This window comes from Denitromonas halophila (assembly GCF_007625155.1).
Taxonomy (GTDB): domain Bacteria; phylum Pseudomonadota; class Gammaproteobacteria; order Burkholderiales; family Rhodocyclaceae; genus Nitrogeniibacter; species Nitrogeniibacter halophilus.
In genome coordinates this window covers 299,484-317,963 of record NZ_VMNK01000015.1, presented here as the reverse complement: position 1 = coordinate 317,963, position 18,480 = coordinate 299,484, and the positions used below count along the sequence as shown (strand labels likewise).

At 62.4% G+C, this 18,480-nt stretch carries 13 protein-coding genes; all 13 read right to left on the bottom strand.

Features of this window, described 5'->3' with window-relative positions:
* Window positions 1-34 precede the first annotated feature (34 nt).
* Window positions 35-1,531, bottom strand: a complete 1,497-nt coding sequence (gene amaB / locus FHP91_RS15895) for an L-piperidine-6-carboxylate dehydrogenase (protein ID WP_144310513.1) — start codon at window positions 1,529-1,531, stop codon at window positions 35-37.
* Window positions 1,532-1,541: 10 nt separating this feature from the next.
* Window positions 1,542-2,672 carry a saccharopine dehydrogenase family protein gene (locus FHP91_RS15890; RefSeq protein WP_144310512.1) on the bottom strand — a complete coding sequence of 377 codons (1,131 nt, stop codon included), beginning with the start codon at window positions 2,670-2,672 and terminating at the stop codon, window positions 1,542-1,544.
* 64 nt (window positions 2,673-2,736) lie between these two features.
* A complete protein-coding gene (locus tag FHP91_RS15885; RefSeq protein ID WP_186301583.1) occupies window positions 2,737-4,593 on the bottom strand; it encodes a methyl-accepting chemotaxis protein in 1,857 nt (618 codons plus the stop codon).
* A gap of 125 nt (window positions 4,594-4,718) precedes the next feature.
* Complete coding sequence (locus FHP91_RS15880; protein WP_144310510.1) at window positions 4,719-5,096, bottom strand: putative zinc-binding protein; 378 nt, start codon at window positions 5,094-5,096, stop codon at window positions 4,719-4,721.
* The gene (locus FHP91_RS15875) at window positions 5,093-5,761 is read right to left on the bottom strand and encodes a response regulator (RefSeq protein WP_144310509.1); all 669 of its coding nucleotides are present in this window, start codon (window positions 5,759-5,761) and stop codon (window positions 5,093-5,095) included. Before FHP91_RS15875 ends, FHP91_RS15880 begins: the two co-directional genes overlap by 4 nt.
* On the bottom strand, window positions 5,758-7,758 hold the full coding sequence (locus FHP91_RS15870; protein ID WP_246116335.1) for a histidine kinase: 2,001 nt from the start codon (window positions 7,756-7,758) through the stop codon (window positions 5,758-5,760). The genes FHP91_RS15875 and FHP91_RS15870 overlap by 4 nt, the downstream gene beginning before the upstream one ends.
* A 92-nt stretch (window positions 7,759-7,850) precedes the next feature.
* On the bottom strand, window positions 7,851-8,543 hold the full coding sequence (gene narI, locus FHP91_RS15865; RefSeq protein ID WP_144310508.1) for a respiratory nitrate reductase subunit gamma: 693 nt from the start codon (window positions 8,541-8,543) through the stop codon (window positions 7,851-7,853).
* Between the two features lie 10 nt (window positions 8,544-8,553).
* The gene (gene narJ, locus FHP91_RS15860) at window positions 8,554-9,102 is read right to left on the bottom strand and encodes a nitrate reductase molybdenum cofactor assembly chaperone (RefSeq protein WP_144310507.1); all 549 of its coding nucleotides are present in this window, start codon (window positions 9,100-9,102) and stop codon (window positions 8,554-8,556) included.
* Between the two features lie 12 nt (window positions 9,103-9,114).
* A complete protein-coding gene (narH, locus tag FHP91_RS15855; protein WP_144310506.1) occupies window positions 9,115-10,686 on the bottom strand; it encodes a nitrate reductase subunit beta in 1,572 nt (523 codons plus the stop codon).
* Window positions 10,687-10,797: 111 nt separating this feature from the next.
* Window positions 10,798-14,553, bottom strand: coding sequence for a nitrate reductase subunit alpha (locus tag FHP91_RS15850; protein WP_144310505.1), 3,756 nt, complete (start codon window positions 14,551-14,553; stop codon window positions 10,798-10,800).
* Window positions 14,554-14,617: 64 nt separating this feature from the next.
* Window positions 14,618-16,273, bottom strand: coding sequence for an MFS transporter (locus FHP91_RS15845; protein ID WP_144310504.1), 1,656 nt, complete (start codon window positions 16,271-16,273; stop codon window positions 14,618-14,620).
* 22 nt (window positions 16,274-16,295) lie between these two features.
* Window positions 16,296-17,543, bottom strand: coding sequence for an MFS transporter (locus FHP91_RS15840; protein WP_144310503.1), 1,248 nt, complete (start codon window positions 17,541-17,543; stop codon window positions 16,296-16,298).
* A gap of 214 nt (window positions 17,544-17,757) precedes the next feature.
* Entirely contained in the window at window positions 17,758-18,417 is a 660-nt protein-coding gene (locus FHP91_RS15835) for a Crp/Fnr family transcriptional regulator (protein ID WP_186301582.1), read from the bottom strand.
* Window positions 18,418-18,480: the final 63 nt, after the last annotated feature.

The following is an 18,480-nucleotide window of genomic DNA, read 5'->3' as shown; positions in this document are numbered from 1 at the left end:
CCCGTCCCCAGTCCAATCTGAATCCGGCCCGGCATCAGCCGAAGCGAATTCCTTGCGCCAGCGGAAGATCATCGGAGTAGTTGATGGTCGCCGTCTGCCGCCGCATGTATCCGCGCCAGGCGTCGGAGCCGGACTCCCGCCCGCCGCCAGTGGCTTTTTCACCTCCAAACGCCCCACCAATCTCAGCGCCGCTGGTGCCAACATTCACATTGGCAATGCCGCAATCGCTTCCGGTGGCGGCCAAGAACCGCTCGGCTTCACGCACATCGGTAGTAAAGATCGCGGACGACAAGCCCTGCGGCACCGCGTTCTGACACGCAATGGCCTCGTCGAGCGTGTCGTAGGCAAAGCAATACAGCACCGGCGCAAAGGTCTCTTCAAAACTGTTGTCCAGTGCGCCACCGCCTTCGATCAATGCCGGAAGCACGTAGTAGGCGTCAGGGTAGCGATCGGCGAGCACGCGCCCGCCGCCCACCACCTTGCCGCCCTGCTCCCGCGCAACCTGCAAGGCGTGCTCCATCTGCGCAAAAGCCCGCGCGTCGATCAAGGGGCCCACCAATGTGCCAGCCTCCCGCGGGTCGCCGATGGGCAAAGCCGCGTAGGCCTGCTGCAGGCGCTCGAAAAGCACCGGGGCCACCTCACGCTGAACAAAGACACGGCGCGTGGTGGTGCAGCGCTGGCCGGCGGTGCCGACAGCACCGAAGACAATCGCACGCACGGCAAGATCGAGATCGGCGGAGGCGGTCACGATAATGGCGTTGTTACCGCCGAGTTCCAGAATGGATTTGCCAAAGCGCTGCGCCACCCGCGCGCCCACCTGGCGCCCCATGGCACAACTGCCTGTCGCGCTGATCAACGGCACGCGCACATCATCGGCCAGTGCCACACCGGTCTCCCGGCCGCCCAGCACCACTTGCGACAAGCCGTCAGGGGCGCCATCAAAACCGGCCATGGCCTGCGCAAACAGGTGCTGGCAGGCCATGGCACACAGCGGCGTCTTCTCGGATGGTTTCCACAGCAAGCTGTTGCCGCACACCACGGCCAGCGTGGCGTTCCAGGCCCACACCGCCATCGGAAAATTGAAGGCCGAAATCACGCCCACCGGACCCAGCGGGTGCCAGGTCTCGCGCAGGCTGTGCTCGGGGCGCTCGGAGGCGATGGTTCGGCCATAGAGCTGGCGGGACAGCCCGACCGCAAAGTCGCAGATGTCGATCATCTCCTGCACCTCACCCTCGCCCTCAGCGGTGATCTTGCCGGCTTCGAGCGTGATCAACGCGCCCAGCGTCGCCTTGTGCTTACGAAGCAAAGCACCAAAGCGCCGGATCAACTCGCCACGGCGCGGCGCCGGTACGGTCCGCCACTGGGCAAAGGCCTCGACACTGCGCGCCAGCTTGGCCTCCAGCGCCTCGGGCGAATCGAGCGCCACACGGGCAATCTCTGCGCCATCGATCGGAGAGGAAACCACCCAGTCGCCGTCGGTCAGCCGCCCATGGTCAAGCCCCAATGCCTCAAAAATACGCGCTGCGCTCATCCATCGTCTCCTAGGGTTGTTGTCGCAAACCACCGCTGGCCGCGGTCTGTGGCTCCTCACCATCGGTCACATAGTGGCGACCAAAGCGGTTGCTCAGAAATTCGTCCAGGCAGATATCTTCCTGCCGGACAAAGCCTTGCTGCGGCAAGCGGCCATCCATCAGCAAATCGAGTACGGCACAGATCGCGCTGGCCGTCGTGACATGAATCGCACTGCGCATTCGCCCGCCGACCTCACGGCTGTAGATCTTGCGGGCAAAGGTCTCCTGCATCAGCAGGCCGTCGCGCATGCCGCTCACGTTCACGAACACCAGCACCACATCCTGCATGGTGACCGGGATCGATGACTCGAGTATTTCCTTGAGCAGCGCGCGCCGTTCGCCCAGACGCAGGTCGTGCAGCAGCAGCTTCATTACATCGCGATGCCCCGGATAGCGCACCGTGCGGTAGTTGAGATTGCGCACCCGCCCATTGAGCGTGTCGCACAGCGTGCCGAGGCCGCCGGAGGTGTTGAAGGCTTCGTAGTCGTCGCCGTCTAGCGAGAAATGCTCCAGCTCTTCGAGCGCCGGCATCTCCTTGAGCACACCGCCGACAATCGCTTCGCAGGGGTTGAGGTACTCGTTGATGAGCCCGTCGGTGCTCCAGGTGAGGTTGTATTTGAGGCCGTTGGACGGAAACTTGGGCAGCGCGCCGACCCGCATGTGCACATCGTGCAGTTCGTCAAAACGCCGGGCCAGATCGTAGGCAGCGATGGAAATGAAGCCCGGGGCGAGACCGCATTGGGGCACCACCGCCGTTTGTGCGCCATCGGCCAGCGCCCGTATCGTGCGTGCGCTGCCCACGTCTTCGGTGAGGTCGAGATAGTGCGACCTTGCCGAAACGGCGGCGCGAGCCAGGGATTCACTCAGGTCGAAGGGGCAGGCGTTGATCAGCGCGTCCTGGCCGGCCAGCACCGCAGCAAGCTGGCGGGCATCGGTCACGTCAATCTGGCGCAGCGTGGTCGAGGGTAACGCCTGTGCGAGCCGCGCCAACACCTTTGCGTCGCGATCGACCACGCTCACCGCGTAATCGCCGCTCGACACCAGAAAGTCGGCAATCACCTCGCCGATCTTGCCCGCCCCAACGATGGTCACCTGTCGCATGTCATGCTCCCGGCCATGTCTCTGAGGTCGGACCGAGATTACGCCAAAACGTGCCCACCGGGGCTCATGCGAAACGCGCCGTCGTCGCTTTCAGCGCTTCGGCGAGCGCCCGCAGCGCCCGCGAAGTGTCGCTGAGTTCGCTGCTGTGCGCCACGGCGCGCTCCGAGCGGCCCTGGAATCCACGCATGCGCTCGGCAATGGTCTCGGTGATCCCTTCCTGCGAATGCACGGCGGACGCGACGGCCTGGTTCAGCTGCGCCACGCCGCCGATCTGCTCGGCAATATCCGAGAAGCGCGCGTTGAGCACCTCGGTCTGCTGCTGGGTGTGGCGCATGGCCTCGCCCACCGCGTCGAGCCGATCGACCGCACCGCTGACGTCTTTCGACAGCCGCTGCAGGATACCGCCGACCACTTCGGTCGATTGCCGCGTCCGTCCGGCCAGCTTGCGCACCTCATCGGCCACCACGGCAAAGCCGCGTCCCTGTTCGCCCGCCCGTGCCGCCTCAATGGCCGCATTGAGGGCCAGCAGGTTGGTCTGATCGGCGATCTCGCCAATCTCGCCCAGCACCTCGGTCACCTGCGCGGTCAGCCCGTGCACTGCCCGACTGGCATCCGTGGCCTGCGCCAGCGTCGTCGACAGCACGGCGACGGCGTCACGGTTTTCGGCAATTGCCTCGCGTCCACGCGCCGACAAACGCTCGATCTGCACCGCAGCAGCATTGGCCGAGCGGGTGCTATCGACGATCTGACCGATCGAGCAGGTGATCTCGTCCACCGCCTCGGTAATGTCGCGGCACTCCCCGTGCTGAGCCAGCAGATCGACATGGCCATCCCGCACGCCGAGATCGAGTTGCCCCGCTGCGGCATCGACCTGGGCCGACACCTGGCCGATGTCAGCCACCAGCGCCTGCAACCCGCCGACCATCTGTGCCATGGCGCCCTCCAGCGTGGCCACTTCAGCCACCCCGCCGCGCGCCACCTCAACCGACAGCCGGCCACCGGCGATGGCTTCAGCCAATCCGGCCGCCCGCACCAACGGCGCCAAATAGTGCTGCATCAGGGTGTACAAGCCCGCGATGCTGAGCGCCACGATCAAAACCAGCGCCACCCCCGCGACAATCAGAAAACGCGACTCCTCAGCCAGCGCCGCGGTGGCCTCGCGCACAGCCAGCCAGTGGCCGATCGTCTCCCCGCTGGCGTTGACCACTGGCAAACGATTGACTCGGTAGGCAGCGTTCGCGGTGCGCCACACCGTCTGCCGCGCCTCGCCGGCGAACGCGCCCTGCAGCCGGCCCGCATCAACACCGGCCGGCAGCGCACTGGCCAGTGCCGAGCCGCCCTCGCCCCATATGACAACCCCCTGCTCGCTGCCGTCGGCCATCGTTGCCGCCATCGGCCCCAGCCCCTTGACCAGAACCGCCACGCCAATCAAGCGCTCGCGCGAGGTCAGCGGAAAAACCTTCACCGCCCAAGGTGCGCCGCCGGCAACGGACAGATCGGCCAGCGCATCCTTCTGCCGCGCCGCAGTGGCCACCAGATCACCGATCGGCAATGGCGGTGACGACGGGCTGCGATAGAGTGCCCGGCCGTCCGGTGCGTGAATCGACAGGTGGTCGTAGCCACCGCCATCGCCGGTCAGAGCGATGAAGCGTTCGGCATAACCCGCCAATGCCTCGGCATCACCTTGCTTGAGCGCCGAGCGCAGATCGAACTCGCCCGCCAGCGCAGTGACGGCACCATCCATCTGCCGGTAAAGCTGGCCAAGCGCTCGGGACCATACGCCAGCGTTGCTGCGCTGCTCAGCGTCAATCAAACGTTCGCCCATCTGGTGATGGCCGACAGCACCGAGAGCGCCCATCAGAAGCGCCACCAGAACGGTGATCAGCGCACTGAACAAAGTGATTCGTAGTTTCAGGGACATTATGTGCACTCGCATTATTTCCGGACGAAGAGGCTATCGTCACCGAGGCAGAGTGCTTTATAGATGTAACCAAAACTTAATATTGCGCCGCAACACAACCGGGCGCAAACTGCCCCCAAAAGGGCTCAGTTGGCCCCGTCCTGCGAGACACCGGCGGCGAGTTGCTCAAGCACTCGGGGATACAGCGCGCGGGCCTGGGCCGGGTCAAAATCGGCCTTCTTGAGCTTCTTGACGCCGAAGGCGTCCAGCCGGACATGAACCGTCGGCGTCAGGCCATGCTGCGCGAGCGTTTCGCGCACACAGGCCAGCACGCAGCCATCGAGTGCCAACATGGGGCGGCCCGAGCGCGCCAGTCGCACCAAGGGCGCAACATGCCCACCAATGCCGGCGATGCACGACATGTCCGCCCGTCCCTCACGATCCAGTCGAAGCGCGAAATGATTGGCCAGCTGCGCCGCGCTGGAGCAACCCGAACAGGAATAGACAATCGGCTTCGCGCTCATTGCGCGGCAAACCCCCGCTCAACCGCAAACACCGCGGCTTGCACCCGGCTGCTCAGATGAAGCTTCTTGAGCACGCTCTGAACATGGATCTTGACCGTGCTTTCGGCCACCTCGAGGTTACGCGCGATCTGCTTGTTGCTCTGACCCTTGGCAATGCAGGCGAGGATCTCGCGCTCACGCGGGGTGAGCTTGTCGAGCTCGGCGTCCGCCGCGACCGGGTTCGCAGCACTGGGGCTGCCATGGCTGCGATTGGCCAGCAGCTTGCCCATCATCAGGGGTGACACCACCGGTTCGCCACGCGAGGCCATGCGGATGGCGTCAATCAGGGTTTCGGCTTCGATATTCTTGAGCAGGTAGCCCGTGGCACCGCCTCGCAAGGTGGTGAGCAGATCTTCCGAATCTTCCGACACCGTCAACATCAGCACATGCGTCTGCGGCACCTCTTCGAGGATCAGCTTGAGCGCATCCAGCCCCCCGACGCCGGGCATGTGCAGATCGAGCAGTACCACATCGGGCGCGAGTTGCTTGGCACGCTTGGCGCCCTCAAGCCCGTCCGCCGCCTCACCAACCACTTCAAACTCGTCGCTGCGCTTGAGCAAGGACTTGATGCCACTGCGAAACAAGCCGTGGTCATCCACCAGTAAGATGCGAATTCGTTCCGTCATGTCTGTGCTGCCTCCTGCTCGGTGGCCGTCAGCATCAGGCTGACCGAGGTGCCACCGCCCTTTTGCGACTGGATGTCGAGCACGCCGCCAATGCGGGCCGCCCGCTCACCCATGATGTGCAAGCCCACATGCTCGCCGTACTCGGGTGCGCCGGCCGCCGTCTTGTCAAAACCGACGCCATCATCGCGGATTTCAAGCCGCACCCCCTCCGCATCACGCCACAAGTCGACGCTCACATGCTTGGCATGTGCGTGCTTTCGAACATTCGACAAGGCCTCCTGGGCAATGTACAGCACCTGGATGTCCACTTCGGCCACCGTTGGCGGGCTCGCACCATGCACCCGCAATTCGCCGCTGACGCCGCTTTGCTGCGAGAAACGCTCAAGCGCAAGGCGCAACGCGGCAGCCAGATCCTGTTGTGGCACGCGTGCCCGGAAATGCTGCAGCAGTTCGCGCACATCGGCGTAACTCTCCTGGATGCCCTGGCGGATCATTTCGAGCACTTCGCCGGTGTCTTCCTGGCGATCATTGGTCAACGCATCGTCGAGCATCTGCACCTGCAAATTCAGGAAAGCCAGGCCTTGGGCGATGGAGTCGTGCAGCTCGCGGGCGATCAAGTTGCGCTCTTCGGAGACCGCCATTTCCTTCTCGCGCGACTGCAGCCGAACGTTGTCGATGGCCATACCCAGATGCTGACCGAGACTTTGCAGCACCTCGCGATCGCCCTCCGACACCTCCACCTTGCGCCGGAAATACAGATTGAAAATGCCCAGCGCGCGATTGTTGTGATTGACGGGCACCGCGCTCACGGTCACGAAACCGGCTCGGAGACAGGTGTCCCGGGTACGTGCGCCGTCCGGATCAGACGTGCTGCTGACAATCGGTATATCGCCCAGTACCGCTTGCCCGCACAGACAGTTGCCGCAATCGAGAATCGCCTCTTCGTCGATGAATTCGGTGGCCAGCCCCTGGTGGGTAGTGATGTAGAGGTTATCGGCCTCGGCGTCGAAGAGCCGCACCGAGGCCGCGTCCGCCTCGAAGGTATGACGGACTTCTTCGAGAAAACTGCGCGACAGCTCTTCGATACTCATCGGCCGCCGCAACAGCCGCGCGATGTTGTAGAGAATGGACAGTTCGCGATTCTTCTCGGCCAGGGAGCGGGTCTTGTTGGCCACCCGCTCTTCGAGTGTGCCGTAAAGCCCTTCGAGGTGACCGGCCATACGGTTGAAGCCGCGCGACACTTCGCCGAACTCGTCATTGGTGAGCACCGGCACGCGGGCGCTGAAATCTTCGCGCTCCATCCGTTGCATGCCGCTTTGCAGGGTATCGAGCGGGCGGATCACGGCGACAAAGAAGAACCGCATCAGCACCACCGTGCCAATCACCGCCAGCGCTACCAACAACACCTGGTAGCTACGCAACACATTGGTGTGCGCGGTAAAGCTGCGCTCCATTTTCTTCACCACGGTGTCGATGCGGGTGACGTAGGTGTGCGTCGCCCCCTCCAATGCCACCGAGGCCTGCTCCGCGGCCGCGGCCGTTTGCGCACCGACCACACGTTCAATCAGGGGACGCATGTCGGAATGCCAGATCCGGGCAATCGTGGCCACATCGTCAGGGATTCCGTCGTCGCGCGGAATGAACAATGGGCGGGCCGGGTCACCCAGCACGAGGCCGGACTGCACGCGCTCGATATCGGCGATGTCCTTGTGCAAGACTGCCAGGCGAGCATTGCGGGTGGCACCCTCGAGCGGCAATACGGCGGTGTGATGCACGACTTTCCAGGAGCGCATGCGCAGGCTGCCGGCATCGTTGATCGCCGCGGCCACGCCTTCGAGCTTCCATGACGAATACAGGGTGAGCCCGATGGCCACCAGCGCGAGCAGGAAAAAGGCCACCAGCACGCCGATGATCCGGGTGGCGAGTTTCTGGCCAAACAGCATGTTCAACAGGTCAAATTCCGTCCGAACGGGGTGTTCGCTATTGGCTGGCAACATGCTCTCCTCGGCTCTCGAAGTCATTGAGCCGGGTCAACGGACACGGGCGACCACCCAAAAACGGCGGTCGCCCCGAAGTGCTTCGCAATGCGTCAGACTGTCCGACGCTTGGTACGCACGATCTGATAAGCACGGCCCAAATAGCTCAGTGGCGCGGTCAGAATGTGCACCAGGCGCGTGAAGGGGAAGATCAAGAACACGGTCATGCCGAAGAAAATGTGCGCCCGGAAGATCGGATCGACCGTCGCCAACAACTCGGGCTGAGGATTGAGCAGCAAGATGCTCTTGACCCACTCTGCCAGCAGGAGCATCACGGACGGATCATTGTGGTTGGCATGACCAATCGAAAACGGCACGGTCATCAGGCCGAGCAGCAGGGTGATCATCAACCACGAGATGACGAACATGTCATTCTTGCGGCCGGTGGCACGGATGCGCGGATTGAACATGCGGCGCGACCACAGCATGGCACCACCGACGAGGCACATCAGACCGAACACGATGCCGGCGATGATGGCGATCCACTGGTGGGTCATGTCCGAAATGCCCAGCCCCAGCCACAGGCCGTGCGGCAGGACCAGACCGGCGAAGTGACCGCCAAAGATCGACAGGATGCCGATATGGAACAGGTTACTGGCCACCACCATGCTTTTCTTCGACAACAGCATGGAGGAGTCGGTCTTCCAGGTGTATTGCTGGTAGTCAAAGCGGATCCAGCTGGCCACCACAAAGACGGTCAGACAGATGTACGGATAGACCGCAAACAGAAATTTCATCAGAGACATGTCACTCTCCTCACGCTGCCAGACGGGTCAGCGTGCCGTGGGTTTCGAGAATGCGGATCAGCGGCGCGTACGGACTGCCCGCCTTTTCCAGGTTTTGTGCCAGCACAGTGAAGATCTTCGCCACGTCGGCGAGGAAGACCTTGGCGCCCTGCACGTCGAGTTGCGAGACGAACTCCAGCATCAGCGGCAGAAAGTCGGGGATCTCCGTTTCTTCATGCGTAAAGCCGAAGGACTTGTAGTACTCGGACAAATCGATCAGCGCCGGGCCGCGGTTCTTGTCGTCACCGAACAGGTGGTGCGTCAGGTGCAGGCTGTGATCCGGCACCATGTCGAAGGTGGCCACGTAGGCCGCTTCGCGTTCGGTCGCGTCCTGCGCAACCAGCGCATCGATGAAGGCCGCGATGGCCTGGCGGTCGGCCGGCGAAAACACGTCGTCACGGTCGATCTCGGCCAGCCAGACAAGCGCCGTGCCGTGCGCGGTCACCGCGTTGTCCAGCTCGCCAACCAGTTCCCGGTTCGGGTAGTCCAGCAATTCGGCCAATAGTTTGTAGGTCTGCATGGTTCTCCCTCCTCAGTACTGCTCGCCGGACGCGTCATGCGTCGGCTCGGCCAGCGGCGCCTCTTCACGTGACTCCACCGTTTCTTTCCGGCGCGCCGGGAACAAGGCGTTGTTGGTCATCCCCAGCGACGAGGCGTTGCCGAAGGTGAAGCCGGTCTGGCCCTGGAAGCCGTAGTAGTCGTCCAGACGCATTTCTTCTTTCGAGCTCGGGATGACGAAACGGTCTTCGTAGTTGGCGATGGCCAGATAACGGTACATCTCCTTGGCCATGTCTTCGGTCATGCCGGTGGCGTCGAGCGCGCGGGTGTCGGGCTTGCCATCGACATGGATCGAGCGCTGGTAAGAGCGCATGGCGATCATGCGGTTGAGCGCGCTGACGATCGGCGCTTCCTTGCCGGCGGTGAGCAGGTTGGCCAGATACTGCACCGGCAGACGCATGGCTTCGGCCTTGGGCAGCACGCCATCGGCTTCGGTCGGCAGATTCTTCTGGTCGATCTGCGATTGCACCGGCGAGAGCGGCGGCACGTACCAGATCATCGGCAACGTGCGGTACTCGGGGTGCAGCGGGAAGGCGATCTTCCACTCCACGGCCATCTTGTAGATGGGCGACTTCTGCGCGGCGAGAATCCAGTCATCGGTGATGCCATCTTTCTTGGCCTGGGCGATGATCTTCGGGTCAAAGGGATCAACGAACATGTCCAGATGGTTCTGGTACAGATCCTGAGTGTCATCGGCGCTGGCGGCGGATTCGATCTTGTCGGCGTCGTACAGGATGATGCCGTTGTAGCGGATACGGCCCACGCAGGTCTCGGAACACACGGTCGGCAGACCGTTCTCGACGCGCGGGTAGCAACCGATGCACTTCTCGGCCTTGGACGACTCCCAGTTGAAGAACACCTTCTTGTACGGGCAGCCGGAGATGCACATCCGCCAGCCGCGACAGCGGTCCTGGTCGGACAGCACGATGCCGTCTTCTTCACGCTTGTACAGCGCACCCGACGGACACGATGCAACGCAAGCCGGGTTGATACAGTGGTTACAGATGCGCGGCAGGTACATGTGGAAGGTGTTTTCGAACTGCTTGTACATCTCCTTCTGCATGTTGGCAAAGTTGGCATCGCGCGAGCGCGAGGCGAATTCGCCGGCCAGATCGTCTTCCCAGTTCGGACCCCAGGTGACCTTGTCCATCTTCTCGCCGGTGATCTGTGAGATCGGGCGTGCGGTCGGTGCGGCCTCGGACAGCGGTGCGTTCTGCAAACGGGCGTAGTCGAATGAGAACGGCTCGTAGTAGTCGTCGATCTCGGGCAGGTTGGGGTTGGCAAAGATCTGCACGATCTTCTTCACCCGGCCGCCGGCCTTGAGTTCGAGCTTGCCGTTGATCTTCTCCCAGCCGCCCTTCCATTTTTCCTGGTCTTCCCACTGCTTCGGATAGCCGATGCCGGGCTTGGACTCGACGTTATTGAACCAGGCGTATTCCATGCCTTTGCGGTTGGTCCACACGTTCTTGCAGGTCACCGAGCAGGTGTGGCAACCAATGCACTTGTCGAGGTTGAATACCATCGCGAATTGCGCGCGGATTTTCATTTGATTCTCCAGTTCCTGTGTCGTCGTAGGGCGGAAAAGCGCAGCACCTTCCGCCGTTTTGCATGCGGCGGATGACGCCGCGTTGCGGCTTATCCGCCCTACGTTGTCTGCTTATTTCGAGCCGATGCCCTCGGGGTTGCGCTGGGCTTCGCGTTCATCCGTCAGCGGTCGCTCGAGCCAGTCGATGTCCTGGTCCTCGATCTTGTGCAGCACCACCATCTCGTCACGCTGGCAACCCACCGTGCCGTAGTAGTTGAAGCTGTACGACAACTGGGCGTAGCCGCCGACCATGTTGGTCGGCTTGACCACCACCCGGGTCACCGAGTTGAGAATGCCGCCGCGCTTGCCGGTGGTGTTCGAGCCGGGCACGTTGATGTTCTTTTCCTGGGCGTGGTACATCAGCGCCATGCCGCGCGGCACGCGCTGCGACACCACTGCCCGAGCCACCGTGGCGCCGTTGGAGTTGATCGCCTCGACCCAGTCGTTGTCGCGGATGCCGACCGTGGCCGCCTCTTCTTCGGACAGCCAGATGTAGGGGCCGCCGCGGAACAGGTTGAGCATGCGCAGGTTGTCCTGGTAGCTCGAGTGGATGCCCCACTTGGAGTGCGGGGTGATCCACGACAGCGTCAGGTGCGGCTTGGCGCGAACGCTGGCCGGCACGTTGTCGTGCGCCTTGAGGTCGACCGGCGGCTTGAAGGTGCAGAAACCTTCGCCGAAGTCGAGGAACCACTCGTGGTCCTGGTAGAAGTGCGCCCGGCCGGTCAGCGTGCGGAACGGGATGTGTTCATGCACGTTGGTGTAGCCGGCGGTGTAGGACACGGTCTCCGACTCGATCCCCGACCAGGTCGGCGCGGTGATGATCTTGCGCGGCTGGGCGACGATGTCGCGGAAGGTGATCTTGTCCTCATGGCGGCCGGCGTACAGGTGGTGGTGGTCGATGCCGGTCTTCTTCGACAACGCGCTCCACGACTTGTGTGCCACTTCGCCATTGGTCTCCGGCGCCATGCGCATGATCGCATCGCACACGTAGATATCTTCTTCGAGCGACGGCATGCCTTTCGAGACACCCTCTTCCGTGACCGTGTAGTTGCACTTCTTGAGCTCTTCGTACTCGGCCTCGGTGTTCCAGTCGATGCCCTTGACGTTGTTGCCCAGCTCGACCATCAAGGGGCCCAGCGCGATGTACTTGTTGTAGGTGCTGACATAATCGCGCTCGACCACCTTCAGGATCGGCATGGTCTTGCCCGGAATCGGCTCGCACTCGCCCAGTTTCCAGTCACGCGCTTCACCCAGCGGTTGCGCCAGTTCCATGGCCGAGTCGTGCTGCATGGGCAACGCGACCAGATCCTTGGCGTCGGGCAGGTGCTTGGCGGCCAGCTTGGAGAACTCCTTCGACAGGCGCTTGAAGATCTGCCAGTCGGACTTGGACTCCCAGCCCGGCGTGACGGCTTCACCCAGCGGATGGATGAAGGGGTGCATGTCGGTGGTGTTGAGATCGTTCTTCTCGTACCAGGTGGCGGTCGGCAGAATGATATCCGAGTAGGCACCGGTGGAGTTGAGGCGGAAGTTGATGTCCACCATCAGGTCCAGCTTGCCGGTCGGGCCTTCTTCGTGCCACTTCACTTCCTTGCAGCCGTTGCCGGCGCCGCCTTCGCTCATCACGCCGTTCTGCGCGCCGAGCAAGTGCTTGAGGAAGTATTCATGCCCCTTGGCGGACGAACCGATCAGGTTGGCGCGCCAGACGATGAGGTTACGCGGCCAGTTCTCTTCGGCATCCGGATCGGCAAAGGCCATGTCCAGCTTGCCGCTCTTGAGCTGATCGACCACGTACTTCGACACACCGGCTTCGTCGGTGGCACCGGCCTTTTCGGCTTCGGCGACCAGTTCGACCGGGTTGCGATTGAAGTGCGGCATCGACGGCAGCCAGCCCATGCGGGTGGCCTTGACGTTGTAGTCGGCCAGGGTCAGGCCCTTGTTGCGGTTCTTGCCGGCCGGCGACATCAGTGCGTCAGCGTCGATGGTCTCGTAGCGCCACTGGTCGGTGTGGAAATACCAGTACGAGGTGGAGTTCATGTGGCGCGGCGGACGCTGCCAGTCGAGTGCGAAGGCAATCGGTGCCCAGCCGGCCTGCGGCCGCAGCTTTTCCTGGCCCACGTAGTGCGCCCAGCCTCCGCCGGTCTGACCCACACAGCCGCACATGTGCAGCAGGTTCATGATCGCGCGGTAGGACAGGTCGTTGTGATACCAGTGGTTAATCGCCGCGCCCATGATGACCATGGACTTGCCCTTGGTACGCGAGGCGTTGTCGGCAAACTCGCGACCGGTGCGCTCCATGTCGGCCGCTTTGACGCCGGTGTACTTGGCGGCCCAGGCCGGCGTGTAGGCCACATCAGCGTCGTCGTAGGACGAGGCCACATTGCCGCCACCCAGACCACGGTCGATACCGTATTGCGCCACTTGCAGGTCGAACACCGAGGCGACATACACCGTTTCGCCCGAGGCCAGCGTCAGCTGACGCACCGGCACGTTGCGGTACAGCAGTTCGTCTTCGCCCGGCGTGAAGTGCGGAAAACCGACCGACACCACGGCGTCGCGGTTGTCGATGCAGGTCAGCTCCGCTTCGGTCTCGGCTTGGTCGGCGCCGGTTTTCTCGAGCAGGTTCCACTTGCCCTCTTCGCCCCAACGGAAACCGATGGAACCGTTCGGCGCAATGAAGCGCTTGCCCTTACTGTCGAAAACGATGGTTTTCCACTCGGGGTTGTTGGCCTCGCCCAAGCCGCCATCGAAGTCAGAGGCGCGCAAGTTGCGGTCACTCACGAAGCCATCTTCATGAGCGCGCAGAATGACCTGCATCGGCAAGTCGGTGTACTTGCGGGCGTATTCCTGGAAATACGGGTCTTGCTTGTTGATGTAGAACTCTTTGAGCGCGACATGGCCCATGGCCAGGAAAGCGGCCGAATCGGTGCCCTGCTTGACCGGCATCCACAAGTCAGCAAACTTGACGTACTCGGCGTAGTCCGGCGCCATCGAGACGATCTTTGTGCCCTTGTAGCGCACCTCGGTGGCGAAGTGGGCATCCGGCGTGCGCGTCATCGGCAGGTTGGCGCCGGTGATGATCAGGTAGGTCGAGTTGTACCAGTCGGCCGCTTCGGGCACGTCGGTCTGCTCGCCCCAGGTCTGCGGGCTGGCAGCCGGCAGGTCGCAATACCAGTCGTAGAACGAACCGCAGGCGGCACCGATCAGCGACAGGTAACGCGAACCGGCGGCATAGGAAATCATCGACATCGCGGGGATCGGCGAGAAACCGTAGATGCGGTCCGGGCCCCACTTCTTGATGGTGTAGACGTTAGCGGCGGCGACGATCTCGCTGACTTCATTCCAGCTCGTGCGAACAAAGCCGCCCAAACCGCGCACACGCACGTATTTGTCGCGCTTCTTCTCGTCTTTCTGGATGGCCGCCCAAGCCTCGACCGGGTCCTTGCCGCTCTGACGCTCGGCGCGATACAGCTCGAGCAGTCGGCCACGGATCATCGGGTGCTTAATGCGGTGCGGCGAGTAGAGATACCACGAGAACGAGGCGCCCCGCTGGCAACCGCGCGGCTCATGGTTAGGCAGATCCTCGCGGGTACGCGGGTAGTCGGTCTGCTGCATTTCGAACGATACCAGCCCGTTCTTGACGAAGATCCGCCACGAGCAGCCACCGGTACAGTTCACGCCATGGGTGGAACGCACCACCTTGTCGTGGCGCCAGCGGTTGCGGTAGGCGTCTTCCCAGTTACGGTCTTCGTCCGTGACGATACCGTGGCCGTTGGAGAAGGTTTCCTTAATCCGTTCCAAGAACTTCAGTCGATCCAGAAAGTGACTCACTTGATGCTCCTTCTAACTTGTGAGGTACAGGGCGATGCCGCCGCGCTGCCGTGGGGCTGCATGCTCAGGGGTTTTTTACGTAGGCGTTGGGACGCAGGTAGAACCACCAGTTGATAACCAGGCACACCGCGTAAAACACCGCGAAGCCATACATGGCGTTCTCCGGCGTACCGGCGTGGATTTGTCCGCCAATCATGGTCGGCGCAACAAAAGACCCGTAGGCCGCCACCGCGGACGTCCAACCCAGCACGGGGCCGGCCTGTTCGCGGTTGAAGATGTGGCCCACCGAGCGGAAGGTCGAGCCGTTACCAACGCCCGACGCGAGGAAAAGCGACGAAAAGAGCAGCATGAAGACCAGGAAGTACTGCTCCGGCGTCTCGGAGTGAAAGGCGAGGAACATCACGTAGCCCGTGGCGACCGAGGCCACCGCCATCACCGCTGACACCGCCTGCGTCACGATGGAGCCGCCAAGCTTGTCGGAAATCCAGCCGCCAAACGGACGTGCCGCCGCGCCCACAAAGGGGCCGATCCACGCGTAGGTCAGCGCGGAGGGCGCGGCCGGGTTCTTGACGTGAGTCCACACTCCCGTCGCCGCATCCAGAATGTGCTTGTCGCCAAAGATCACGGTGATCGCCAGCGGCAGCGCCAGCGAGAAACCAATGAAGGAGCCAAAGGTGACGACATAGAGCGCGGTCATGGCCCAAGTGTGTTTGTTCGAGAAGATCGCGAACTGCTTTGCAACGTTCTCCTTCATTGGGCCGAACGCCGCGAGCTTCATGATCAACAGCGCCATCACGATATCGAACGGCACCAGGAACCACGCATTGATCAAGCCCAGGCCGGTCGGCGCCGGCAGATAAAGGTAAAGACCGACAATCGCGGGGATGAAGGCGAGCGTGTAGAGCCAGGTGATCTTGGAGAAGCTGGCGACGACGCCCGTCTGCGGCGACACCGAGCGCAGATTGTTCATGCCGAACCAAGCGGCAATCGACACCGGCACGAGAATCAGGATGCCCACGAAGCCGGCGTTCTGGATGTAGGTGGGCGCGCCCGCCGGGATCTTGCCAAACAACCAGCCCGAATCCTTGACGAGCGTCATCGGCTCGCCGCCAATGGCGCCGAACAAGCCAACGGTCATGAACAGCGGGATGAAAATCTGCGTCGCGGTCACGCCGAAATTGCCCAGACCCGCATTCAGGCCCAGCGCCGTACCCTGCAGCCGTTTGGGAAAGAAGGGGTTGATGTTTGACATCGAGCTGGCGAAGTTGCCACCGCCCACACCGGACCACAGCGCCAGCAGCTGGAATACCCACAGCGGAAGATCCTGGTGTTGCAGCGCGATACCGGTACCGATGACCGGCGTCAACAGCATCGCCGTGGTCAGGAAGATGGTATTGCGCCCCCCCGCGAGGCGAATGAAGAACGACGAGGGGATACGCATCGTCGCACCCGACAGACCGGAGATCGCGGTCAGCGTAAACAGCTGCTCCTTGGTGAAGGGAAAACCGAGGTTCAGCATCTGCACCGAGATGATTCCCCACATCGCCCACACCGCGAATCCACAGTAAAGCGCCGGGATCGAGATCCACAGGTTACGGTTGGCGATACGCTTGCCGGTACTCTCCCAGAACTTCTCGTCCTCAGGATCCCAGTAATCGACGTCGGCACCACCGGTCTTCTGTGTTGCGAGCGGTACGCGCTCGGCACGGCTGGAATTCACATTCACCCCCTCGTTTTTTAAATCAAGACTTTGTAGCCGCCGAGTGCATCACGTCGGTCGCGCGCACCTCGGTCCAGTACATCCAGATGAGCGATACCCAGGTCACGCCATAGAGCAACATGAAGCAGCTGGAGCGCACGCCGGTCAGATCGACCATTGCGCCAAACAGGATCGGCAGCAGGAAGCCGCCCAGGCCACCGACGAGGCCGACGATGCCGGACACCGCGCCGATGTCATGCGGGAACTCGTCAGAGATGTACTTGAAGACAGAGGCCTTGCCGAACGCGAAGGCCACGCCAACGGCGAACAACAACACCGTAAACATCCACGGATTGAGGCCAATATCGAAGGTCTTGGGACCGCTGACCGTCTGAACGGTGAGATGCGTCTGCGGGTAAGAGAGCAGGAACAGGCAGATCCACGACACCCACATCACCCACCAGGTGACCTTGTGTGCGCCGAAGCGGTCGGAAAACCAGCCGCCGAAAGCGCGCAGAACGCCGCCCGGCAGAGAAAACGCCGCCGCCAGCAAGGCCGCCATCTGAAGCGAGAAGCCGTACTCGGTGACGTAGTACTTTGTCATCCACAAGGCGAGCGCCACATAACCGCCAAACACGATGGAGTAGTACTGGCAGTACTTCCATACGCGCGGGTCTTTCAAGGCGCGCAACTGGTCAGCAAAGCTCACATTCGACGCAACGCGATGAGTGGGGTTGTCATAGCTGAAGACCCAGAAGGCCAGCGCAGTCACCAACATTGCGATGGCATACACCGTCGGCACCATCTCCCAGCCCCAGGCGGCGACAATCGCTGGCGCCACGAACTTGGTCAGCGCCGCACCGGAGTTGCCAGCACCGAAGATGCCCATCGCCAGGCCTTGGCGACTGCGTTCGAACCAGCGGGCGCAGTAGGCAATGCCGACCGAGAACGACCCGCCCGCCAGGCCGACGAACAGGCCGATCACCAGAAATTGCCAGTACTCGGTGGCATGGCCGATGAGATAGATCGGCAGCACCGTGCTGAGCATCAGCACAAAAAACACCAGCCGGCCGCCGTACTTGTCGCCCCACAAGCCGAGCGGCAAACGCACCAGCGCACCAGTGAGCACCGGCATCGAGGCCAGCAGGCCAAACTGGGTTTCGTTAAGGTTGAGCTGGGCCTTGATGGGCACGCCGATGACCGCGAAGATCATCCACACCGCAAAGCACACCGTGAAGGCCACCGTACTCGACGAGAGCACCGAAATCTGCTGATGACGCAGTGTCGCCATTGCCGTTTTTCCTCCTGCCGCACACGGATGTTTCATTGCCATGCAGCGTATCGGCCGACGGGCAAGTGCAACATTGGTCATCCGCAGGAGTTGAGCGGTGCACAAGGACTAGTCACAAAGAACTAGACGCCGGCGCATCCGGCACAGCCAGCGTCAACAGCGACATGCCGGCGCGGCGGGTCGGCCGCGCCGAAACGAAAGCCAAGGGTGTGGGTCAGGTGTTGAGCAGAGCGCTCAGCCCCTTGTAGTCGAGAATGCGGATGGTGCGTCCCCCGCCTTCGATCATGCCGGCATCGCGCAGCTTGCGCAGCGCGCGGGACAACGCCTCGCTGCTCATGTTTAGCATGGAGGCAATGGTGTATTTCGGCGCCGCCAGGTGCACCCATCCCGGCTGAACGTCGCCGATCCCATCCTGCTCAATGAGATAGGCCGCGACCCGCTTGTAGGCGAGCAAGGGGGCGGTCTGGCTGATCGACTCGATCAAGGCCTGCACTCGGCCGGACACTTCGGACAGCATGCGCAAGGACAGTTCGTGGTCTTCGCGCACGGCCTGGCGCAAAGCGTCGGAGGGCACATGCAGCAGCTCGGTCGATCGTACCGCTTGCGTCCACGCCCGATAGCGCGACAACCGAAAAACGCCAATCTCACCGAAAAAACGCTTTTCGGTGAAGAGTTCGATCACTTTTTCGCGCCCGTCGGGCTCCAGGGCGAGCAGCTTGATGCTGCCCTCGAGCACAAAAAACAAACCCGTCGGCACCGAGCCACGACGAAATACGATCTCCTCGCGCTCATAGCGCAGTCGGGTTGCCTCCTGCGCCAGCAACTCAAGCGTGCGAGCCTGCAGACCTTTGAGCAAGGGCATCGACCGGAGCATGGAGATGACCTCGGAGCGACCCTCTGCGTGACCACCAGCCAAATGCCGTCGTGCCTGACTGAT